Source organism: Streptomyces sp. 13-12-16 (genome assembly GCF_002114215.1).
Lineage (GTDB): Bacteria > Actinomycetota > Actinomycetes > Streptomycetales > Streptomycetaceae > Streptomyces.
Map to the genome: position 1 here is coordinate 1 of NZ_NCTE01000964.1, position 21,607 is coordinate 21,607.

The 21,607-nt window shown below is 69.9% G+C and carries 15 protein-coding genes and 4 pseudogenes; 9 read left to right on the forward strand and 10 right to left on the reverse strand.

Annotated features, from left to right (window positions below):
- The 4 genes from B7767_RS33090 to B7767_RS33105 all read right to left on the reverse strand — a co-directional run.
- On the reverse strand, window positions 1-361 hold a 361-nt coding region (locus B7767_RS33090; protein WP_256923651.1), incomplete at its 3' end, for an FAD-dependent oxidoreductase.
- The gene (locus B7767_RS33095) at window positions 358-555 is read right to left on the reverse strand and encodes a ferredoxin (protein ID WP_085575335.1); all 198 of its coding nucleotides are present in this window, start codon (window positions 553-555) and stop codon (window positions 358-360) included. The genes B7767_RS33090 and B7767_RS33095, both read right to left, overlap by 4 nt.
- A gap of 103 nt (window positions 556-658) precedes the next feature.
- Entirely contained in the window at window positions 659-1,570 is a 912-nt protein-coding gene (locus B7767_RS33100; protein WP_085575336.1) for a pyridoxamine 5'-phosphate oxidase family protein, read from the reverse strand.
- Window positions 1,571-1,674: 104 nt separating this feature from the next.
- Window positions 1,675-2,130 carry a VOC family protein gene (locus tag B7767_RS33105; RefSeq protein ID WP_085575337.1) on the reverse strand — a complete coding sequence of 152 codons (456 nt, stop codon included), beginning with the start codon at window positions 2,128-2,130 and terminating at the stop codon, window positions 1,675-1,677.
- A 153-nt stretch (window positions 2,131-2,283) separates the two neighbouring features.
- On the opposite strand from B7767_RS33105, the gene B7767_RS33110 reads away from it, so the two are divergent.
- Both B7767_RS33110 and B7767_RS33115 read left to right on the forward strand, forming a co-directional pair.
- The gene (locus tag B7767_RS33110) at window positions 2,284-2,856 is read left to right on the forward strand and encodes a CGNR zinc finger domain-containing protein (protein WP_085575338.1); all 573 of its coding nucleotides are present in this window, start codon (window positions 2,284-2,286) and stop codon (window positions 2,854-2,856) included.
- A gap of 199 nt (window positions 2,857-3,055) precedes the next feature.
- Window positions 3,056-3,673, forward strand: a pseudogene (locus tag B7767_RS33115) (TetR/AcrR family transcriptional regulator C-terminal domain-containing protein); the annotation flags it as partial.
- Between the two features lie 642 nt (window positions 3,674-4,315).
- On the opposite strand, the gene B7767_RS33120 reads toward B7767_RS33115, so the two are convergent.
- Window positions 4,316-5,818 (reverse strand): serine/threonine-protein kinase, encoded by a 1,503-nt coding sequence (locus B7767_RS33120; RefSeq protein ID WP_179167384.1) that lies wholly within the window; start codon window positions 5,816-5,818, stop codon window positions 4,316-4,318.
- 692 nt (window positions 5,819-6,510) lie between these two features.
- On the opposite strand from B7767_RS33120, the gene B7767_RS33125 reads away from it, so the two are divergent.
- On the forward strand, window positions 6,511-6,966 hold the full coding sequence (locus tag B7767_RS33125) for a hypothetical protein (RefSeq protein WP_085575339.1): 456 nt from the start codon (window positions 6,511-6,513) through the stop codon (window positions 6,964-6,966).
- Complete coding sequence (gene fxsT / locus B7767_RS33130) at window positions 6,963-9,818, forward strand: FxSxx-COOH system tetratricopeptide repeat protein (RefSeq protein WP_085575340.1); 2,856 nt, start codon at window positions 6,963-6,965, stop codon at window positions 9,816-9,818. The genes B7767_RS33125 and fxsT overlap by 4 nt, the downstream gene beginning before the upstream one ends.
- Window positions 9,819-10,381: 563 nt before the next feature.
- Here the strand turns inward: fxsT and B7767_RS33135 are convergent.
- The gene (locus tag B7767_RS33135) at window positions 10,382-11,845 is read right to left on the reverse strand and encodes an aminotransferase class I/II-fold pyridoxal phosphate-dependent enzyme (protein ID WP_085575341.1); all 1,464 of its coding nucleotides are present in this window, start codon (window positions 11,843-11,845) and stop codon (window positions 10,382-10,384) included.
- A gap of 194 nt (window positions 11,846-12,039) precedes the next feature.
- Here B7767_RS33135 and B7767_RS33140 point away from each other — a divergent pair, with 194 nt between their 5' ends.
- The 3 genes and pseudogenes from B7767_RS33140 (at window position 12,040) to B7767_RS33150 (ending at window position 14,583) form a co-directional block, all read left to right on the forward strand.
- Window positions 12,040-13,236, forward strand: a complete 1,197-nt coding sequence (locus B7767_RS33140; protein ID WP_085575348.1) for an amidohydrolase — start codon at window positions 12,040-12,042, stop codon at window positions 13,234-13,236.
- Window positions 13,237-13,526: 290 nt separating this feature from the next.
- The gene (locus B7767_RS33145; RefSeq protein ID WP_085575342.1) at window positions 13,527-13,910 is read left to right on the forward strand and encodes a hypothetical protein; all 384 of its coding nucleotides are present in this window, start codon (window positions 13,527-13,529) and stop codon (window positions 13,908-13,910) included.
- Window positions 13,911-13,915: 5 nt separating this feature from the next.
- Window positions 13,916-14,583: pseudogene (locus B7767_RS33150) on the forward strand (nucleotidyl transferase AbiEii/AbiGii toxin family protein).
- A 201-nt stretch (window positions 14,584-14,784) separates the two neighbouring features.
- Here the strand turns inward: B7767_RS33150 and B7767_RS49170 are convergent.
- The 4 genes and pseudogenes from B7767_RS49170 to B7767_RS33170 form a co-directional block, all read right to left on the reverse strand.
- Window positions 14,785-15,069, reverse strand: a complete 285-nt coding sequence (locus tag B7767_RS49170) for an integrase core domain-containing protein (protein ID WP_306298017.1) — start codon at window positions 15,067-15,069, stop codon at window positions 14,785-14,787.
- Between the two features lie 993 nt (window positions 15,070-16,062).
- On the reverse strand, window positions 16,063-17,379 hold the full coding sequence (locus B7767_RS33160; RefSeq protein WP_085575343.1) for a phytase: 1,317 nt from the start codon (window positions 17,377-17,379) through the stop codon (window positions 16,063-16,065).
- A gap of 320 nt (window positions 17,380-17,699) precedes the next feature.
- Window positions 17,700-18,263, reverse strand: a pseudogene (locus B7767_RS33165) (IS6 family transposase); the annotation flags it as partial.
- A 587-nt stretch (window positions 18,264-18,850) separates the two neighbouring features.
- Window positions 18,851-19,894, reverse strand: a complete 1,044-nt coding sequence (locus B7767_RS33170) for a class I SAM-dependent methyltransferase (protein ID WP_256923652.1) — start codon at window positions 19,892-19,894, stop codon at window positions 18,851-18,853.
- A 94-nt stretch (window positions 19,895-19,988) separates the two neighbouring features.
- On the opposite strand from B7767_RS33170, the gene B7767_RS33175 reads away from it, so the two are divergent.
- Together B7767_RS33175 and B7767_RS33185 are read left to right on the forward strand one after the other, a co-directional pair.
- The gene (locus B7767_RS33175) at window positions 19,989-21,104 is read left to right on the forward strand and encodes an SDR family oxidoreductase (protein WP_256923653.1); all 1,116 of its coding nucleotides are present in this window, start codon (window positions 19,989-19,991) and stop codon (window positions 21,102-21,104) included.
- 255 nt (window positions 21,105-21,359) lie between these two features.
- A pseudogene (locus tag B7767_RS33185) lies at window positions 21,360-21,607 on the forward strand (2-nitropropane dioxygenase); the annotation flags it as partial.

Here is a 21,607-nt window from a genome sequence, read left to right on the forward strand (position 1 = left end):
CCAGGGCGGCCGGTGTGCCGCGCGCGGCCGAGCCGGTGGCGAGGGCCAGGCCGTCGTAGCGCAGCAGGGTGCCGTCGGAGAGGAGGACGGTGCGGGCCGTGGGGTCGAGGCCCACTGCGGGGCGGCCGAGCAGCCAGCGTGCGTCCAGGGCGGCGGGCAGCGGCAGCGCGGTGCCGGGCGGGTCGGGCTGTGCGGTCAGTACCTGTTTGGACAGCGGCGGCCGGTCGTAGGGGAGGTGGGGTTCGGCGCCGACGATGGTCAGGGTCCCGGTGAACCCCTGGGCGCGCAGGGCCTCGGCCGTCCGCAGCCCGGCGAGCGACGCTCCCACGACGACGATCTCGCGGGGTGCGGGGCGCCTCACGACGCGTCCGCGGAAACGGTGATGGCGCGTACCGGGCAGACGGCGGCGGTCTTCTCGGCCCTGTCGCGCAGCGCGTCGGCCGGTGCGGCGTCGTAGACCAGGTGGTCCTCGTCGTCGAAGGAGAAGATGTCCGGTGCGGCGAAGACGCACTGTCCGTGGCTCTCGCAGAGGTTCATGTCCACGGTGATACGCATGGCTGGCTCCGTTGTGTCGGGTGTGGGGTCCGGCCGCCCTCCGGTGTGGTGCCGGGCGGCTCCGTGCCGCGGGGTGCGCCGGGCGGGTGCGGGTGGGCGGGGGTCAGGCGACCGGTGGGTTGAAGCGGGAGTAGCCGGGCGCGCTCCAGCGCAGCGGGGACGCCGAGGAGACCTCGTGCACGGCCTCGACGGAGAACTCCACGATCCGTTGGGCACCTGGTGTGCGGGCGATCTGTGCGGCGTCCCAGACGGTCCGCGCGGTGCCGGACAGATGGAGCGCGGTGCCTGTCTCCCAGTCGGGCACGAAGAGGCCCGCTGCGGGGTTGAGCAGCAGGTTGCCCAGCGTCAGGAACATGGCGTTGCCGACGTAGTCCGGCCAGCGCAGCAGGGTCGGGGAGAGCACCTGGACGAATCCGGGGTTGCCGCCGCGGTGCGAGGCGTCGGCGTCGCCGTCGTCGGAGGCGGTGGCGACGAAGAACGTGTCGGCCCGGCGCACCGCCTCCTGCTGCGCGGTGCTGAGCGCCCGGCCGGTGGCGGCCGTGCGGGGCCCCGCTTCGCCGGGGATCGTCCTGCGGTGGTCCCGTTTCTGCAGGTATTTGGGGCAGTTGGAGATGACCTGGTCGAGTGCGACGCGCAGGCCGCCTCCGTCGCGGTGGGCTCGGCCGTTGAGCCGCATCCGGCGCCGGGTGGCCGGCTCGATGGCGATCATCCCGAGCCGCACGGCGCGGGCCGTGCCGAGGACATCGGCGAGCGGATCCTCCGGCACGGGCAGGGCGTCGATGGCGAGGGTGCGGGGGTCGGGAACGCGCAGGAACCCGGGTCTCCCCGCCAGTTGGGTGGCCCAGAGGCGGCCCGCCGGGTCGGCGGCGCCCACCACGATCATCGGCTGTTCGGCCAGGAACTGGCGGGCCACGGGCGGGACGGTCTCGTGAATGCCGCCGAGCGAGAACCCGGCCTGGTCGGTGAGCCCGGCTCGCTCCTGCACCGCGAGTTCGCCGTTGTGATAGGTGGCCACGACGGTTTCCTTTCCGTTGCCTCTCCGAGCGTCTGGTGTGTGGTGGGGCGGCCGTGCCCGACGCTGTCCGCGGCCGGGCGGGCGCCTCGAGCCGCTTGTGCGGCCTAGAAGAAACCACAGGTGGGGGCGCCGGCGGTCGGGGCGTCGGCGGGGTCGGCGCCGGTCGGGGCGTAGATCTCCAGACGAGTTCCGTCGGGGTCGGTGAAGAAGATGCCGCCGGAGGAGGCGTTCTCGCCGTGCGGCACGACGCCCTCGTAGGCGAACTCGGCGCCGAGCCCGCGCAGTACCTCCTCGGCAGCCTTGACCTCCTCGACGGTGCCGACCTGGAAGGAGAGGTGGTGCAGTCCCGGACGGTCGGCGGCGAACGTGCCCTCGCTCTGCTGCCAGAGCGTCACCAGCAGACGGCTGTCGTGGCCGAGGAAAGCCCAGCGGCGGCCGTCCTCCTTGCCCTCCGCCATCACCTCGAAATCGAAGACCGCGCGGTAGAAGGCGAGCGAACGGTCCAGGTCCGTGACGTTCAGCCCGACGTGACCGGTCTGCAGGTTCTTCGCATTGCTCATGGTCGATCAACTGCCTCAGTTCGGGGCCACGAGTCGCTCTCGTAACCGGTGAAATTGAATTTAGTGGTTAGGTGGCGGACCGTCAACCGATGATCATGAGATGACCGGTTATCGTGGATGGGGTGATGCCGCCGCGTCGAAGGGACCCGCACCGTGCCGCCACCCGCTGAACCCGACTCCAGGCCGCTGACCGGCGAACCGCTCGCCGTCGACCTGCTCAACACCCGCTGGATCGACGCCGCGGGCCGGCACGACCTCCTCGACTCCCTCGAGGGAACCGCGCTGTGGCTGAACACGCCCCCGGTCCGCGAGGCCCTCGGCGGCATCTCCGTCCCGGCCGGCCACGACACCCGGGAACGGCTCCACCAGGCCCGCGCCGCGCTCGACAAGGCCGTCGCCGACCCGGCACACCCCTCGCCCGCCGCCATCACGGCCGTCAACGACGTCCTCGCCCACGGCCGGCTGCGGCAGGTCCTGCGCTCCGACGGGCCGGGCACCGTGGCCGAGGCGGACGACCCGGCCTGGCTGCCGGCGTGGGCCGCCACCGCCGACTTCCTACGGCTGCTCGCCGACCGCCCCGACCGCATCCGCGCCTGCGGCAACCCCCAGTGCATCCTGCACTTCTACGACGTGTCCAAGAACGGCACCCGGCGCTGGTGCTCGATGAGCGGCTGCGGCAACCGGGCCAAGGCCCAGCGCCACTACGCCCGTCGCCACCAGGCCTGACACACGATGGTCCCGCACCGGGGCAGGGCGACGGGCCCGCGCCCCGGTGGTCACCGGAACACAGGCCCGAGGGCGGCGGGGACGGCACGGACGCGGACACGCACAGGAGGTGCCCGCCCGCGGCCTCACGTCGAGGCTTCCCGTCGCACCGATCGGCTGCCCGGGGCTTTCGTCTGGCCTCGGACGGTCGCGCGGCGGACTGACCAACAAGCCCCATCTCGCAGTCGGCAGAGGAAAAGGCCCTGGTGTGCGCAAGCCGGCCGCGACCCTTAGGACGGATTCCTCCAGCCTCCACCGGCACTTTCGCAGCAGGACCGAACTGCTGCGCGCGGTCGCCGACCGGATCCTCCTGGCCGCGATGAACGGCTACTGCCCCGAGGGCGAGTGGAGGCAGCGCATCACCGCCCCGGCCCTGCACGTGAGAGAGGCCTTCGGCCGACAGCCCCAGCTCGCCGCGGTCTGGGGGCACTACGCCTCATCCGGCACCGGTTTCCGGCCGGTCATGGAAGAGGTACTGCCGGCTCTGTGCGCGTCGGGTCTGCCCGACGAGGAGATCCCGGTGCGCCACCACCGGATAGCGGTCCTCATCGCCGTGTTGATCGCTTCCGAGGCCGGGGGCAGCGCTGTCTCCCCCGAAGAGCATGAACAGGCCACGGAGCTGTTCCGCGTCGCGGTCCTGGGCGCCGATCCCGAACGCTTCCCGGCCCTGGCCCGCTTCGCCCGCGACACCCGTCCCCTCGGGGCGGATCGCCGTGCCGCGTTCGAGGAGATCCTCGCCGCCCAACTCGCCCGCATCGAGGCTGCCGTCCGCCCGAGCCGGCGCCACGTCAGGCAACGTTCGCCCTGTTGGCGAGGGCTGGGCCGTCAATGCAGACTGCACCGCATGGAGTTGATCGCGCAGGGCCGGGATGCTGATGTGTATGCCCTGGATGAGTCCAGGGTGCTGCGACGGTACCGGCACGGGGGCCCACCGGTCTGGAGTCACGCTTGATGACGCACCTTGCGGCATGTGGGTGTCCGGTGCCGCGGGTGTATGAGATCACCGAGACGGACATGGTTCTTGAGCGGCTAGCCGGGCCGACGATGCTGGATGTCCTGGCCCGGCGTCCGTGGCGGGTGGGTTCTCTCGGCCGGGAGCTGGGCCGCCTGCACGATCGGCCAGATGCCGGGCTCCCCGGCCTGCCTGGACGGTGCAGCCCGAGGAGCCGGGCATCGCGCAGTCGCACCGCGGCGCCGCGCTCGAGGAGGATCCGGCGGTAGCGCACGGCCGGCCGCGTTCTTCAGCCTGCACGCCGTCGACTTGGGGATGAGCACTGTGACGGTGTGGTCTCAAGACCGACGTCGACCACGCACGCGGGCAGGACGGTTCGAAGGCGCCGTTTACGCACCGCCTGCCCGGTTGGCACCCGGCCAGGAGGCGGGAGCCCGGGGATCGACCTCGTTCACCAGGTCTTCCCTCTCAGCGGCCAGGGTCCCAGTCCGCCTTGGCTTTCTTTTCCTTGCTCTTCTGCGCCTCCCCTTCTTCCTTCTGTACCTTCTTCCGGCTTTCCTCAGCCGTTTCAGACTTGCCGGGCTGTCCGCTGGACGTGTTTGCCCTGGTCTGCTTTTCCGTATCGGAGGGGTTGATGGTCAGGCCGCCCTGAGCGCCGTTCGAGGGGGTGCGGGACGTTGAGGCTCCGGTGCCGTGTGCGGTTGCATCGGTGGCCGGGTTCCGGCCCGGTCCATCCGGGGTGGAGCGGAGGCTTCGCTCCGGGGAGGCCTCACGGGGCGGCTCGGCCGGGGTGTCGGGGAGGGAGGAGGATGGAGCGACGGGTGGTGCGTCATTCTTTTCAGCGGTGATGTGCGGCGGTTCGACCGGCGCGGAGGGACGGCTGTCGGCCTGGGTCGCCTTCTCTCCGCCTCCTTGGTGTGAAGAGCCGTCGGAGACGGCAAGGGCAGTGGTCAGGACGGCAGCGAGCGCGGCAGTCCCACCGGCGACCAGGGCGCGGCGCCGTGTGCCTGCGGTTTTCTGCCCGGTCGCGCCGATGGCGGCAGGCAACGGGTTCAGGTGCGTGTGCTCGGCGTCCCGCACCGGTTCCCGACTCGGCACGACACTCGCGGCGTGGACCGCGGAGAGGGCGGACACGGAGTCCGCCGTGCCGGCCAGGGCAGTCAGAGTCCGGGCGCACTCGCGTGCCGTCGGGCGCTCCCACTCGTTTAGGGCCGTCATGTTCCGCAGCAGGACCGCGAAGCCCTTCGGCAGGAAATCGGGCAGTACGGGCTGACGATGAAGCCGTGCGATCGCGGCCTCGAGGGGGCCGCCGCCGTATTCGAGCCTGCCCGTGAGGCACTCGAGGAGGACGAGACCGAGGGCGTAGACGTCGGCGGGCCGGCTGACGTGCCGGCCGAGCACCTGCTCGGGGGACAGATACGCGGCGGTGCCGATGAGTGTGCCGGTGGCGGTATGGGTGGTGGCGTCGAGCAGTCGGGAGATACCGAAGTCGGTCAGGTGAGGATGCCCGGATGCGTCCAGGATGATGTTGGACGGCTTCACATCGCGGTGAACGATCCCTGCTTCGTGCGCGTGGGCCAGGGCCTCGGCAAGGCCGGCGCCGAGCGCGACTGTCTCTTCAGGGGGCAAGCAACCTTCGGTGATGCGGGCTTTCAGCGTGGGGCCTTCGATCAGTTGCATGACCAGGTAGGCACGGCCGTTGTGCCGTCCGACGTCGTAGGCGGTAACCAGCCCGGGATGCTGCAGCCTGGCCAGAATGACCGCTTCGCTCTGGAAACGTTCCTCCATATCGACACCGGCGCCCGGCCGGAAGACCTTGACCGCGACCGGTCGCCTCAGGCGCAGGTCGAAGCCGCTGTGGACGTCGGCGGCACCACCCGAGCCGATGAGCTCGTCCAGGCGATACCGCCCGGCCAGCACATCAGCGGAACACCGGGAGGCCAGTGCCAAAGCCGACTCGCGGAGCCTCATTCCATCTCCCACTGCTTCGAAGAAGGGTCCGTACAGGCGCTCGTTGCCGACGGGATGCCCGACACACGTACCCATGAGAGCTCGGACTACCCCAACGGGTCGTTGGCTGCCGGTCTGCACGCCCAGGCTCTGAGTGTTCGGTGGTGTCGGCGTACTCGCGAAAGTGGCTCTGGCAAGGTTTTCGCAGCCGGAGAGCATCTCGGTGACACGGTGGGCCGGTCCGCGTAGCGGCGGCGGAGGTGGGCGATCAGGATGACGCGGTGGTGGGGAACTGTAAATTGTTCGGCTCTGTCGCACATTCGGTGGTGACGGTAAGTCATGACGATGACAGACAGGTCATCGGTCGCGAAACCGCAGGCCTGTGCCTCAGAACAGGCCTTCCCGGGGATCCGGCCGTTCACTTGACGTCCGGCCGTAAGGGTTTGACGCGACAAGTCCGGTGACCCGGCGCGATGCCGTCCGCCTCGAAGTATCGAGGTCAGAGCGTCGGCCATACCCTCCGCAGGGTGGAGGTGCTCGACGTGCGCAATCCGTCATCACCGGATGTGCGACAGAGCCGCTCGCTTGGCAGACCCCCACCCGACCACCTTGACCAAAGACATAGGGGCACCCCCCGACCCCCCGGAACCGAACCGGGTGCATGTGATGTCCCTTCGGGGTACGTACGGGGTGCCGAGTCGCGGGGAGCGGATATGGAAACTGAGATCGTCCAGGCAGTCGATCAGATGGGCCCATACGTGGCGGCCGCGCTCGCCGCATACGGCGCCAACGTCTTGTCCCGCACCGAGGATGCGGCCGCCGATGCGACGGTGAACGCTGGACGGCAAATCCTTCTCAGGGTCTGGAACCGCATCTCGCCGACGCGGCGCGCCATGCTGCAGCAGGCCGTCGAGGATGCGGTGACGACCGGGCCTGCCGACAACGACGGCGTGGCGGCCCTGCGTGTGCAGCTCAGGCACGCGATGCGCGAAAACCCGCAACTTGCCGAGGAGTTGAGGAATCTGCTCGCGGGTGCCCCACGAACGGTCACCGCGTCCGGGGAGCGGTCGGTGGCCGTCGGCGGTGAAAGCACCGGCGTCGTCAGCACGGGCGACGGAGCCCACATCACGGTCCACGGCCGTCACACGACGGAGCCGACCTCGTCATGACCGCCTCGGGCGCGCACCATGCCTCCGGGGCCCGGTCCATTGCGGCCGACGCGCTTTCGGGGTTCGCCAACACCGGTGACTATGTCAGCGTCACCGTGCTGACACAGCAGGATCTCCACAGCGCGAAGGAGGTCGGCGCGCCTCCGCACTCCTGGAATCTTCCGTACCCGCCGGACCGGGCCTTCGTTGGCCGTGACACCCAGCTGACGCAGTTGCACGAGCTGTTCAGGCCACACGAGGGTGTGGAACAGACTCGCTCCCAGGTGGTGCACGGCATGGGCGGTATCGGCAAGAGCACCCTCGCCGTCCATTACGCGCACCGCAACCGGGAGCACTACAGTCTGATCTGGTGGATCAACGCGGACTCCCCGGCACAGATCGACTCCTCCCTGGCCGCCCTCACTGCGCATCTGCACCCCCAGTGGGCGGCCGGCGTCGGGGTGGAGGCGCGGGCGGCCTGGGCAAGTGTCTGGCTACAGTGGCACCCCGGATGGTTGTTGATCTTCGACAACGTGGACGAACCACGCGACGCCGAACCGTATCTGGGCGGGCTGACCGGCGGCCACCATCTGATTACCAGCCGCCGCGCCCATGGCTGGTCCAGCGCACGGGCCGTCGGCCTGGATGTGCTCGACGACACCTCGGCGGCTGACCTTCTCTACGAGCTCGCCTGCGGCAATTCCCCTGACCGCTGCAGCCCGCAGTACGCCGACGCCTGTGCGCTGGCCACCGCGCTGGGCAACCTGCCGCTCGCCCTTCACCAGGCCGGCGCCTATCTGCGGCAGACCGGGACGACCCTGGTCTCTTTTTACAACGACCTGGGGCTGATGCTGGACGAGGCGGCTTCCGGCATCGACCCCGAGCGCACCATTGCACGGGTGTGGAACGTGACCTTGGCCGCCGTCGAGGAGCAGAGCGACGCGGCGATCACTCTGTTGTACGCCCTGGCCTGGCTCTCCCCCGACGACTGCCCACGCGGACTGCTCGCCCCGCTGTGCCCCGACGGACGCACGTTGAACAAGGCCCTGGGCGTCCTCGCGACCTACAACCTCGTCCACCTAACCAGCCCAGCGGTGCGCATCCACCGCCTCCTGCAACTCACCCTGCGCCGCACTCCGGATCCCGCCGGGCTGTCGCTGACGCCCTTGCCCGCCGCGCGCGGGCGCGCAGAAGCAACCCGCGCCCTGCGCCACGCCCTGCACCCTGAGGGTGCGGCGAGCCCGGCACCGCAGGCGACGTGGGATCTCTGCCTGCCCCACCTCCTGGTACTGGTCTCCACGGTGCCGGAGGGCTACGACGACGCTCCCGCCCTGCCGTTGTACCTCGACGCCGCCGAACGCCTCCACGAGCAGCGTCAGGATGACGAGGCGCTGCCGCTGTGGGAGGGGATCATGCGCGTGTACGAGGCCACGTTCCCGCCCGACACGCCCGAAGTGCTCCACGCACGGCACCGCATGGCGGGGGCCCTCATGGAAAGCGGGGAGTCTCACCGGGCCCTGAGGCTCCTGGACGGGGTCGTCGCCGACCGCACGCGACTACTCGGAGCCGACCACCCCGACACCTTGGAGAGCCTCAACGATTTGGGCTGCTGTCACATTCACGAGGGTGACGTGCAGTCAGGCGAGGCGATGTTCGCTCGCGCGGCCCAAGGCCGCGAGCGTGTCCTGGGGCGAAGCCATCCCCAGACGCTCAAGAGCCGTGGCTACCTCGCCACCTGCTACGCAGTGCAGCGAGGGCCAGACGAGGCAATGCCCCTCCTGGAGGAGGTGGCCGCAGAATCGGCGCACGTGCTGGGCCCCGACCACCTCGACACGCTGGAATACCGCGATCTGCTCGCCGAGATTCTCATGATGGCCTCGCGCCTCGACAAGGCAGTTCGCCTCAAGGAGGCCCTCGCAGCGGACTGCGAGCGTGCACTGGGCGGCGACGATCCGCACACGCTGAGCGCCCGCACAGACCTGAGCTGGTATTACAGTATGGCGGGCCGGACGCAGGATGCGATCGCCTTCCAGGAGCGGGTCGTCCGCGACCACGAGCGGGTCTTCGGCACCGTCCACCCCGCCACCATCACCGCGCGTATGACCTTGGCCGGCGAATACTGGGGCGGAGAGCAGAAGGAGGCCGCAGTCGCCCTCCTTGAGGTGGCGGTCGCCGACTGCGTGCGACACCTTGGCGACGACCACCCCCACACCCTCAGGGCCCGGACCAAGCTCGCCGACTGCCTCGTGAAGGCCGGCCGGGTGGCGGAGGCGGTCATGTTAGGGGAAGGTCTGATCGCTGACTACGAGCGCATCTTCGGCGCCGACCACCACCAAAGTCTGGAAGCCCGCAGCAGCCTTGCGGACATCTATATGAAGGCCGGCCGCTTGGAAGAGGCGATCAGCCTCCACGAACAGGTCGTCGCGCACCGCACACGCTTACGGGGCGTTAACGATTTTTTCACCCTGATGGCAAGAACCTATCTCGCCTTTGCCTACTTCGATGCGGAGCGGTTCGACGACGTTGTAGAAATCGGAAAATCGGTGATGGCCGCACTCGGCGGCAGCGCCCACATGGTCACCTCATATTTCCACTACGTGCTCACCGCCTCGTACGCGGAGCTGGGGAAAGTGGACGAGGCCATTGCCCACGGTGTACAGACATTGGCGGACTTCGAGCACATCCAGGGCGCCGACCACCCCGACATGCTCCACCTCCGCCGATTCCTCAGCGCCTGCTATTGGGCGGCGGGGCAACAGGAGAAATCCATCGAGCTGATGGAGCAGCTACTCATCGACAGCGAGAGGGTCCTGGGCCCTGACCATCCCGACACCGTACAGTTCCGGGAAGACCTGCGAGAGCAAGGAGTCTGAGCGCAAGCCCAGCAGGTCTTTCCCTGCTGGTGCGGGGTGTGCGGGATGTCGGATGCGGTCGGTCGGGTCTGTGCCGTGCGTTTCTCCCATGTGTACTGGCCCCATCAGGGCATCGCGAACGCCCGCCCGTTGAACCCGTCGTCCCGCCGATCGCCGATCCGGACCAGATCGCCTGCCTCGAAATACGACGACGCGATCGCCTCGGCGGCCTTCTCCACGAGCACGAGCATGCCGCCTGACCCGCCCGGACGAAGATTTCAGCAAGGGCAGCGTCGGTCGCCGACTGGAGCCATCGCAGGGCGACCTTCCTGTCGTCTGCCGGCGGAGATGGTGAGTGTCGCTATATCGAGCTGCGGCGGCGCCTGCTCCGGCGACATGTTGTCTGTGTCTCCGCGGTGCCGGACAGTGCCACGGCCATCAGCACATCAGTTCGCCTTTGGACGCGGTGGGTTGCGGACGTCACGGTCACCGGTGCCGGCGCGGTCAACGGCACCCGCGACCAGGGAGCGGCGAACCCGGAACCTCGGACCCGGTTGTCCGAGCACGTCTTCGATCGACCGTCGTCAGTCCCGCGCCACCACACGGAGCGTCCTGACCGAAGGGTCGGCCGCGTCCGGGATCAGGACCCCGTGCTCGACGCCACTGCGCAGGTAGTCCAGTACCTCGTCGGTGATGACTTCACCGGGAGCGACGACAGGCACCCCCGGCGGGTAGGGGCTGATCGTCTCCGCGGCGATCCGTCCCGCCGCGCGCTCGGCGGACACGTGCTCCACCGGGGCGAAGAACGCCTCCCGCGGCAGCATCGCCTGCTCCAGTTCCAGGGCCGAGGGGCCGGGCAGGCGCACCGGCGGCTGCTTCTCGATGGAGTCGGCCCCCTCGACGAGCGCGCGCAGGGCGTCCAGCAGGACCTTCTCGGTCTCGTCGTCGTCGGCGTGCGTGATGGACGCGCTGATCCGGCAGGTGTCGGAGCCGCCGATGTCCACATGCCGGTTCGCCCGCAGCCACTCGGCCGCCTGCATGCCGCTGATGCCCAGTTCCCGTACGTCGATCACCATCTTCAGCGGGTCGAACGCGGCGGCGAACCCTTCCTCGACGACCTCCCCGCCCATGGGCCGCAGGCCGGGCAGATCACCGACGGCCGACCGGATGCGCTCCGCACGGTGCAGCGCGGCGTCCAGGAGATCGTGTCCGTGTTCGACCATCTGACGGCGCCAGCCGTCGAGGGTCGCGTAGACCAGGGACGAGGCGCTGGTGGTGCCCAGCAGGTCCTCCCGCTGTTTGAGGGCTTCCGGCGACACCCGGTCGTACTGGAGGTGGAAGACGGAGCTCTGCTCGATGGCCCCGCCCATCTTGTGGACGCTGGTGACCACCAGGTCGGCCTCGGCGTCCATGCCCCAGGCCGGCAGCCCGGGATGGAAGGGAAGGTGGGCCCCCCACGCCTCGTCGACGATCAGCGGAACGTCGAACTCGTGGCAGACCCGGGCCACGCCCGCCACGTCCGCGCAGGTGCCCCAGTCGGTGGGAGTGATCAGCAGCATGCCCTTGGCGTCCGGGTGCTCCTCAAGGCGGCGCCGGACGTCCTCGGGCTCCGGCGGGTGCGCGAGGTGCCGTTCGGTGTCGAACTTCGGGTGCACCCAGATCGGCTCCACACCGTTGACGACGACGGCCGCGATCACCGACTTGTGCGCGTTGCGGGACAGCAGCAGCTTCTCGCCGGGACCGGCCACGGCCAGCATGGCGGTCTTGACCGACAGGGAGCTGCCACAGGTGGAGAAGAACGCCTGTTCGGCCCCTACCGCGTCGGCCATCAGTTCCTGGGCCTGACCGAGCACGCCCTGGGACTGGCGGCGGTCGTCCAGTCCGTTGAGGGACAGTACGTCCGACCGGAACACGTCGAGCCCGACGATGTCCGCCACCCGCGGGTCCACGCCTCGGCCCTGCTTGTGTCCCGGCGGACCGAAGACCACGTCCCCACGACGCCGGAACTCCTCGAGCGCCTCCAGTACGGGTACCCGCGAGTGATCCATCGTTCCTCCCAGCGGTCGTCCTCCACCCGGCCGTTTTCGGCACGGCGACATCGCTCCGCGTCGTCCGGGAGCGCACCGAACGTGTTGCACCGGTTCCTCGGTCGAAACCTGGAGGTGTCACGACGCCCGGTTGACGGCACCCGGTGGTGCACGACGCGAAGACCGACCACCGCACCTTGATCCGAGGAGGCCAGGTGACCCGTACGCCTTCCGGCGGCGATGTGAATGCCGACATCCACGAGAGACTGCGCTCGGAGGTTGCGAAAGGGGCGGATCTTCTGTGGGAGACCGCCCTCGAGCTACATGCCCACCCCGAGCCCGCCTTCTCCGAGCACCGGGCCGCGGCACTGCTGACGGATGCGCTGGAGAGGGCCGGTTTCGAGGTCGAGCGCGGGACGGCCGGGATACCCACCGCGTTCACCGCCCAATCGGGCCACAGCCGCCCCGCCGTGGCACTGCTGCTGGAGTACGACGCCCTGCCGGGCCTCGGCCATGCCTGCGGGCACAACCTCATCGCAGCCGCCGGCCTGGGAGCGGCGCTCGCGCTGGACACGGTGCTGGACGCCTCGGCCGGACGCGTCATGGCCGTCGGGACGCCGGCCGAGGAGGGCGGGGGCGGAAAGGTCCTGGAGGTGGAGGCCGGCGTGTTCGACGACGTCGACGCCGCGCTGATGTTCCACCCGGGCGTGTACGACTGGGCGCGGGCCCCGCTGACCGCGCAGGTGCAGTACCGGGTGGCCTTCCACGGCCGCGCCGCGCACCCCACCGGCAACCCCACCGAGGGCGTCGACGCCCTCCTGGCGCTGGTCGAGCTGTTCAACGTCCTGACCGCCCTGGGCAGGCGTCTGCCGGCGGCCTCCCACATCCAGGGAATCGTCACCGACGGGGGCAAGGCCACCAACATCGTCCCGGAGTACGCGGAAGGGCTGTTCGGCCTGCGCGCGGCGACGACCGAGGAGTTGGAGGACCTGACCGGGCGGTTGCGCGCCGCCGCCGAGGGCGTCGCCCACGCCACGGGCACCCGGGCCGAGGTGGAACGGGCCACGCTCCGCTACGAGCACTTCCGTGACAGCGGCCCGCTGTCCGAAACGTTCGCCGAGCACCTGTCCGGGGCGGGGATCGGGCTGACGCCGCCCGCACCGGGCGTCTACCTGGGATCGTCGGACATCGGCAACGTCAGTGCACGCGTGCCCGCCATCCATCCCTTCGTCGCCATCATGGACGACGGATCCGACCACACCCCCGACTTCGCCGCGGCAGCCGCCTCCCCCCGGGCCCGCGACGTGCTCGTCGCCGTCACCGGCGCGCTGGCCTGCACGGCCGCAGACCTGCTCCTCGACGCGGACCTGCGCGAGGAGGCGTGGAGACTGCACCGGCAAACGGGACGCTGAGCCGTGTCCGGACGCGGCCGTCGTCGGCGCCGGAGGCTGCGCCCACCGGTGGCCTTGCCGCGGTGCGTCCACGGAACCACTTGCCGTTGCCGGGACCCGGCTGGTGGGTCCGCCGGGAAAGGCCGTGCCGGTGCCGACAGCGACTCACGGGCGGGGACAGGTCGGGCCGGGTTCTCGACTCACTGCCTCGCTGTCACGCTCAGACACCCTCCACGAGCCTGTCCCGCTCACTGCGGAGGCAAGCTCGCGCATCATGCCCCTTACCGCTCCCCTACAGTCATAGTGGAGGCATGCCCTCCATCCCACAGCGCCCCGCACCCGTGCCGAACGGTCTCTCGGACGCGGCCGCCGAGGATCTCGCGTTGTACCGGGAGGAGTTCCAGCGACGCCTGCCGGAGTCGCTGGACGAGTTGCACGGCCCCACCCAGGGGGTCGTGGAGCTACCGCTGCACATGGCCTGGTCCGGGATGACGTCGTACGACCTGGGCAAGCCGCGCCAGCGCATGGGCCTGTACCGCACCGTCCTGCACGAGGGCCTGCACGACGGCCTGCCCCGCTACCTCAATCAGGGCCTGCTCCTCCAGCTGTGGCCAGTGCTACGCTCCCTCGTCGGCCGCACCGTGTGGGAAGATGCCTTCCCCCGGCTCGCCTCCCGCACCCGGACCGCCGCGTGACGGATATGCCGGAGCTGCACATGCGGCTCCTGACGGATGTGATCGCCCTCGGTTCCCCGTATCCCCTGGTCCTCACCGGCGGGTATGCCGTGCGGGCGCACCACCTCGTCAATCGTCCCAGCCAGGACCTCGACTTCGCCACCGAGAACCCGGCACTCATGGCCGACATCGCCGCCACCTTCCGCGCCGGTCTGGAAGCCCGCGGCTGGAAGGTGCACGCGCTGGAGACCGCCCCGCTGTCCGCCCGCTTCACCGTGGCCGATCCGGCCACCGGGCAGGAATGCGAAGTCGACATCCTCAAGGAGATCTTCCGGCGGCCTGTCGCCCAGAGCCCGTACGGGCCCGTTCTCGCGGAGGAGGACGTGATCGGGACCAAGGTCCGCGCCCTCGCCGACCGCGGAGCGCCCCGCGACCTGATCGACGTGTTCGCGGCCTCCCGCCACTGGACCAATGCCGAGCTCGAGGAGTTCGGCCGCCGCCATGCCCGAGGTCGCTTCGAGCTCGAGGACCTGCAATCGAACCTCACAGGCGCCGAGTGGACCGACGACGAAGCCTTCGCCGCCTACGGGCTCGATGACGCCACCATCACCGCTCTCCGCACTTGGTCCGTGGAGTGGGCCGACGACCTGGCGGCCCACTCCACGAAGAGGCCGATGATACGGACATCGACTGATCACGTCTGGACTTCAACCGTACCCTGCTCGAGGAGTGGACCCTGCGCTTGCGGATAGCCTCGTCCTGTGCCGCTCGAAAAGTCATCGTCGCCGGTCAAGCGATATAGCGGTACTCGCTGATCACGCCGCCGAGGATCTGGGTCCGCAGCACTCGGCGGGCGTTGAGGTCGTGCACTGCGGCATCGGGCCGTTCCTTGGCATCAGACGGTAGCTGCTGCCGGGCCTGGTGAGGTCGGCGGACGGTGGTAGTGCCGCCGGCAGGCGGCCAGGACCTGGCGGACGTGGGCCTCGTTCACGATCAGGACGTGGTCGAGCATCTCGCGCCGGATGCTGCCGATGATCCTCTCGCAGTGGGCGTTCATCCGAGGAACCCGCGGGGCACTCAAGATCAACTCCAGCTCCCCGGCCTCGAAGACCGTGTCGAACGCCGCACCGTACCTGCCCTCGCGCTCACGCAGCAGGAACCGCACAGACTCCCTGCACATATCCAGGCCGGCGGCGGGATTCCGCGTCTGTTGCACGGCCCACTCCGGGTGGGCCGGCGTTGACTCCGGTGATGTGCAGGCGCCTCGTGCCGTGCTCGAGGAACACCAGTGCCCACCGCCTCGTGCCGAGCGTGGTGTCGAGGTGGAAGAAGTCTGCCGCGATGATCCCCTCGGCCTGGGCGGCCAGGAACTCGCGCCAGGTGGGACCGGCACGACGCGGCGCCGGGTCGACGCCCGCGGCGTTGAGGATCTCCCGGACCGTCGAGGCAGCGACCCGATGCCCGAGTCGGGCCAACTCCCCTTGGATCCGCCGGTGCCCCCACCGCGGGTTCTCCTGGGCCGGCCGCAGAACAAGCGTCTTGACCGCCCCTCGGGCGGGCGTCCGATGCGTCGGCGTGCGGTGTAATCCCACTGGGCAGCGACGAACCTGCGGTGCCAGGCGAGCAAGATGCCCGGGGTGACCGAGAAGACCTCGCGCCAATGTCACCGGGGTGTCTAGCCCGCAGAGGGCAGCGACCCAGAACCGGCCGGCCGGCCGGCTCGTAGCGGACCGGGCCGGCAATGTGCCCGCGCAGGACTGCGTTCTCCTGCCGCAGCACGAGCACCTCGGCGCCATTCGCGGGTGTCACGCCGCAGCAGCACCGACGGGACGGACAACAGCCTCCGGGCCACCCCGTACAGCAGAGTCACCATCACGCGGACATGATTCCAGGACCGAACTGCATCACTCCCACCTGCGCCGATGACCTTTCGAGCGGCACACGAAGCAGGCGCGGGCAGGGATGAGGGCCGTGCGGACCCGGGTGCGATGGAGCGTGTGGTGGGATCGGTGGGTTGACGACCCGGAACTCGCGTGGTCCGCGTACGGGTCGGCGTCGTAGCCCACGCCCGTACGTCACTCACGCTGATCGTCTTCGTGGACGGCGGAAGGCTCGTGCAGGTCATGGGTGGCGGGCCGCCCGGGCGGAAGCCGGGCGGTCCGCCGGGTGAGGGTCAGTCGTCGAGGGCGTCCATGACCTTGTCGAGGTCGACGAACTTGAAGTTGGTCGCGTCTCGGTCGCCGTCGCCGGGGACGTCGTGTCCGTCCTGGACGACGAGGAGGCCATTCGGGTACTTGGAACCGAGCGGGGCGTTCAGGACCGCGGCACCGTCGCACTCCTCGGAGCCGTCGAGGGTGTTGCTCGCGGCCGTGACCTGGAAGCCGCCCTCGTACTCGTTGGTGTCCTCCAGCTCGCGGTCGTAGGCGGCGAAGGTGTTGTCGCCCTGGCTGGAGGCGAGGAGGTAGCCGTCGCCGTCGGACTCGGTGAGCAGCGTCAGGCCCTCGACGTCCGCGGAGATCTTCGTGCCGCCGTAGCCGGGGTCGGCGCCCGGCGTGCACTCCTCGGTCTCCTCGTCGTAGGCGCCGGGAATACCGTACTCGCGGACCTTGTCGATCAGTTTCGGCGTGCCGGTGAGGTCGGCGCGCAGGCGCCAGATGCCGATGTCCTCCTGGCCGGCGTAGAGCATGCCGTTGGCCGGGTCGACGACCATGCCCTCGACCTGCGGCAGCTCACCGGGCTCGCCGCACGGGGACCACGAGGTGCCGTCAGGCAGCCGGAAGGTGGAGGGGAGGTCCAGGGTGCGGATCTTGCGGTACGTGACCTTGCCGTCTGCGGCCGGCAGCAGCTCCAGGAGAGCGATGCTGGTGCGCTCGCGACGGCTGACCAGGGCGTAGGCCTTCCCGGTCGCCGGGTCCGTCCAGGTTGCCAGGCCGTAGGCGGTCCGCTGGTCGTTGATCTCGGCCTGGTCCTGGGAGAACACGGGCGGCGAGGCGGGGTCGGTGACGTCGGTCAGCGGACCGCCGGTGCGGTCGCGGTCGATGCGGTAGAAACGCAGCCGGTCGTGGCCACGGTCGCTGGTGACGGCCAGGCCGGCCTTCCCCGAGGAGAGCCGCAGTCCGTGGAGGAGGTCCACGTTGTTGAACCGGCCCGGGGCGTCGTCCTCGCCCACGGCGGGAGGCGCGGCTATCGACTGCACCAGTCGCGCGTCCAGGTCGTAGACGCGCAGTCCGCCCTCCTTGGCGGTGGCGACGACGAGGCTGCGGTCAGGGGCCGCGGCGTTGCGCCAGATGGCGGGGTCGTCCGCGTCGGCATTGCCGCCTTCGTCGTCGTCATGCAGCACCGGCGTCTCCGCGCGGGGGGTAAGGGACGGCAGTGAATCGCCGGAGACGCGGTGGCGCCCCTCGGCCTGTGCAGGCATGGCCAGGGCCGCCGCTGTGAGGGCCGTGATCACGGCCAGCACGGCCGACCGGGCACTCGTGGAGCGAGTCACGCGGATCTCCTCTGAGAGGGGGTGAGTGGTCCTGCGAGAGAGTGGGCCCTCTTCGTGTCGGCACGGCAGCCACCGACCGACCGGTAACCCCGACCTCGCATGTACACGAGGTGAACGACGTGCCGGACGGCGTTGTCACGTTGTTGGGTACCTGGGTCCCTGACGGCGCGTCGGGGCGTGGCAGGGGTCGGTTTTCGGGCCGGTGCTCAGGTCGTGGCGGGCCGGCCGGCAGCGCCGGCGGCCTGGTACCAGATGGCGAAGCGGACGGTCATCTCGGCTCGGTAGCCGGGGGTGGTCATCAGGTGGCGGCGGGGCCGGAAGTGGGGTGGGACGCCGCTGAACGCGGACAGGAACCGCTGCGCTCCGCCGACGGAGCGGAAGCCCTTCATCGCGCGTTCGCGTTGCCGCGTCGGCTGATGACTGTTCTCTGCCAGGTTGTTCAGGTACTTCGAGGTGCGGTGCTCCACTCCCGGCATGACCTGGCGGTGGGCCGCGCCGTAGGAGCGCAGCTTGTCAGTGACGATCACCCGTGGCACGTACTCCAGGCCCTTCAGGAGCCGGCGGAAGAACCGCACGGCGGCATGGGTGTCGCGCTTGGGCTGGACGAGGATGTCCAACACGTTCCCGTGCTGGTAGACGGCCCGCCACAGGTAGCGCCGCTCACCGTTGATCTTGATGAAGACCTCGTCGAGATGCCACGTGTCCTCCGGCCGTGGTCGGCGGCGGCGCAGCTCATTCGCATAGACCTGGCCGAACTTCGCGCACCAGCGACGGACGGTCTCGTGGGAAACGATCACTCCGCGCTCGAGCATCACCTCCTCGACTTCCCGGAACGGCAGCGGGAAGCGGTGATACAGCCACACAGTGGGAAATGATCTCGACCGGGTACCGGTGCCCCTTGTACGACGGCGACGCAGCACCCACGAGCAAACCCCTTCTCGGAGCGATCAACCTGAAGATCAGCCTACGGGAGCTCCCCAACGTGACAGTGCCCAGCGGACCACCTTCCCGCAAACACCCACTGACCAGCCCCGTAACACCAGCCCCCGGGCCGGCAGGACCGACTCTCACCACCACCGACACCATCCCGAGAAATCGCAGGTGCCGCAGGCATCCAGACAGACGCCCACCAACCCGCACCCGTTCGTCCGACGCGGTGCGGCACGCCGAACTGCCCCGGCGGCGACCGGGAGCGACCGCCTCCTGACATCGGTCCGGCAGGGGTCCCATCGGGGAAGGCCCCATTGCCCGGCTCCTCGGAATCCACGTCGTGCACCAAGCGTCCCGCAGGCCGCGGAGCTGTCTTGCCCATCGCGCCCCCGGCCCCGAGGATCAGCGCAGGGGCCCACCGACCGCCGCGCGAAGCAGTCCCTCGGTGCCGCGCACCGGGCAGCCCGCTCCGCCGGAAGCGGGCTCATCGAGCACGTCCAGGGCCAGTGGCAACGGCGGCTGAGCCGGCCGGAGGTGGTGATCAGGCTGGTTTGTCGAGCACCAGGGCGACGTAGCCCGTGCAGCGTCCTACGGAGCAGTGGGCGTCGACACTGGCGAGGGTGTGCCGCCAGTCCTGTTCGCTGAACTCGCGCAAGTCGGGCCAGCGCAGACACAGCAGTTCCCGACCGGCCTGGTTCGTCGCCATGCGTGTCAGGAGAGCGCCGAGACGGGAGAAGCCCTCGATCACCGGACGGGTCCAGTCGACGGTGCGCCGTATGACGAACCCCGTCTCCTCCGCGTGCCTCAGGTAACGCCTCAGGGGCTCGAAATCGTCGAACTGCCACGCCTCGCGTACGAGGCCCAGTGGATCGAGCTGCCGGATCATCGACGGATCGTCCGTGTTCCAGACGAAGTCGACCAGGACGAACCTTCCGCCGGGGCGCAGTACCCGGAAGGCTTCGGCTAACAGAGCGCGGCGGTCGGCAGGAGAGAGGTGGAAGGCCGCCTCCAGGCAGAGCACCCGGTCGAACGAGCCGTTCGTGGCACGGATGCCCTCTGCCTGCGGCAGGGCGGTGACATCGGCCACGGCGAAGGTGGCGCGGACGGCGTCGCCGTACCGGGCGCGAGCCTGTGCGATCTGGTCGGCGGTGATGTCGACCCCCACGGCGTCACAGCCCGCGGCAGCCAGCCGGGCGGTGGTGTGGCCGCGTCCGCAGCAGGCGTCCAGCACCCGGTGTCCCGGACTGGCTTGCAGGAGTGCCAGGCTCCTGGTCTCGAGCCGTCGTTGAAACCAAGCCAGCCCACCGACGATCCCGGGGAGGGTCGGAAGGGTGTGGTAACCGAGGTTGACCAGCGCGCCCCAGCCCAGGTGCCGGCACAACCGGAACAGTGGATTGGCATCGCCGTAGGACGCTGCAAGGCGGTCCTGGCCCATTGAGTTCCTTCCTGTGTGTTCCAGGCGGCTCGCAATACCCAGGAACGCAGCGGCAAGCAGGCGTGCCGGACCGTACCCACGCACGGTACAGAACAGGTACTTACCGGCGAAAGCGGCGGTATGCCAGCGGTTCTGCCTGAATATCAGCACAACGAGTGGTGCCGTTCCCGTGGCCTCGTCCCACCGCTTTCCGCGTGAGAACGTGGGCCAGCATCAGGGGTGAGAGCGGGAGGGTACGGTGCGGGTGGCGTTGACCGGTGCCACGGGTTTCCTTGGCCTTCGACTTCTGCACGAGCTGTTGCGCCGTCACCCGTCGGTCACAGTGCTCGCGCGCGGGGAGCCCGACCGCGTACGGGAGCGGATCATCCGAGGCCTCGGCCGGTTCGCCCCCGGCCTCACCGGCCTCGCCGACCGCGTCCAGGTGGTGTCCGCCCGGATCACCGAACCTGGCCTCGCCCTGCCGAAGAGTGACTACCAGGAACTGGCGGACTCGCTGGACGCGATCTGGCACTGCGCCGGGAACACCACACTCGACGGTGACCTGGCCACGCTGCGCGAGGTGAACGTGGAAGGCACCCGGTACGTCCTCGACCTGGCCGGGGCCGGACGCCGTACCCCCGTGGTGTTCCACGTCTCCACGGCGTTCGTGGCCGGGGCGCGTCGGACCGGGGTGGTGTACGAGGACGAACTGACCGATGCCTACGGCTTCGAAGGCACCTACGAACAATCCAAGTTCGAGGCGGAACAGTTGGTGCACGCGTGGGCGAGGGCCACCGGCCGGCCGGTGGTGATCTTCCGGCCAAGCGTCCTGACCACCGGTCTGCCGCCCCACCCGGATCTCCCGGAACACCCGTTGCTGAACATCACGCGGAACCTGTCCGGCATCGCACGGAGCCAGCTCGGCCCCGGCCGGACACCGGACGTGCTCCTCCCCCGGACCCACCGCTTCCGGATCCTGGGGCGGCCGGACGGACAACTCAACCTGATGCCGGTGGAATCCGCCGCCGCCGTGATGGCCCGGCTCGCCGACCTGCCTCCCCCCGACGGGGTGGAGACCTACCACGTCGTACACGGCCAGGAGACACCGGTCGTCGTGTTCGGGAGACTGCTGGAGCAACTCTCCGGGGTCCGTATCGCAGTTGTGCCGGAGCTCCCCGACCCCTCGCCGTACGAGTCGGTCCTTTCACTGGTCAGGGGGGTGTTCTGCTATCTGCGGCACCACCGTCGGTACGACGACTCCCGGGTGAGGGCCAGGCTCGGACCGGCGGGCGTCCCGGAACACATCAGCCTGGAGTACCTGCTGTCCGGGCTCCCACCCCGAACGGAGGCTGCCCCGGTTGACCTGGAACCGCATCGCTGAACTGCTGTGGCCCGCTTCGAGACGGCGGGTCGACTCCCGGGGCCGTTCCCCGGCCGTCCCCGTGTCGCGTCCCCGGGCGTGTTCCTCCGTGCCCGGCAGTGCGGCCACCCGGGAGGGGGACTCGGCGAGCCCGCCCGCTGTCGGTCGTGCCGCCGCGGACGGTCGCCACAGGGCAGTCGGCCCAACCGGGAACGGGTACGGGCCGGCCGGAGGACCTACGCCCACACCGACGCCGCGTCCGAGAGGAGCCGACCGGTGAACACCACTCTGTCCGAGGCGCCCGGACGCGCCGCCAGCGTGCCCCAGGTCTGCTGGCGGCCCGGCTCGGAGCCGGCCGCGTTCGACCCGACCGGGATCTCCGCCTACGCGGCCCGGATCCGTGAGCCTTTGTACGTGGTGGGCGGCGGATCCGGGTACGGGTTGGCCGTGGGCGGGACGCTCGGGCCCGGCGGGGGCCACCCGCTCGTCGGGCTGGCCCCGCCGGTGTACCCGGAGTGGCTTTG

What these genes read in the sequence shown, in the direction of transcription:
- B7767_RS33095 (WP_085575335.1), bottom strand. Translation starts at nt 555, where the DNA reads ATGCGTATCACCGTGGACATGAACCTCTGCGAGAGCCACGGACAGTGC.
- B7767_RS33105 (WP_085575337.1), bottom strand. Translation starts at nt 2,130, where the DNA reads ATGAGCAATGCGAAGAACCTGCAGACCGGTCACGTCGGGCTGAACGTC.
- B7767_RS33120 (WP_179167384.1), bottom strand. Translation starts at nt 5,818, where the DNA reads ATGAGGCTCCGCGAGTCGGCTTTGGCACTGGCCTCCCGGTGTTCCGCT.
- B7767_RS33125 (WP_085575339.1), top strand. Translation starts at nt 6,511, where the DNA reads ATGGAAACTGAGATCGTCCAGGCAGTCGATCAGATGGGCCCATACGTG.
- fxsT (WP_085575340.1), top strand. Translation starts at nt 6,963, where the DNA reads ATGACCGCCTCGGGCGCGCACCATGCCTCCGGGGCCCGGTCCATTGCG.
- B7767_RS33135 (WP_085575341.1), bottom strand. Translation starts at nt 11,845, where the DNA reads ATGGATCACTCGCGGGTACCCGTACTGGAGGCGCTCGAGGAGTTCCGG.
- B7767_RS33145 (WP_085575342.1), top strand. Translation starts at nt 13,527, where the DNA reads ATGCCCTCCATCCCACAGCGCCCCGCACCCGTGCCGAACGGTCTCTCG.
- B7767_RS49170 (WP_306298017.1), bottom strand. Translation starts at nt 15,069, where the DNA reads ATGTGCAGGGAGTCTGTGCGGTTCCTGCTGCGTGAGCGCGAGGGCAGG.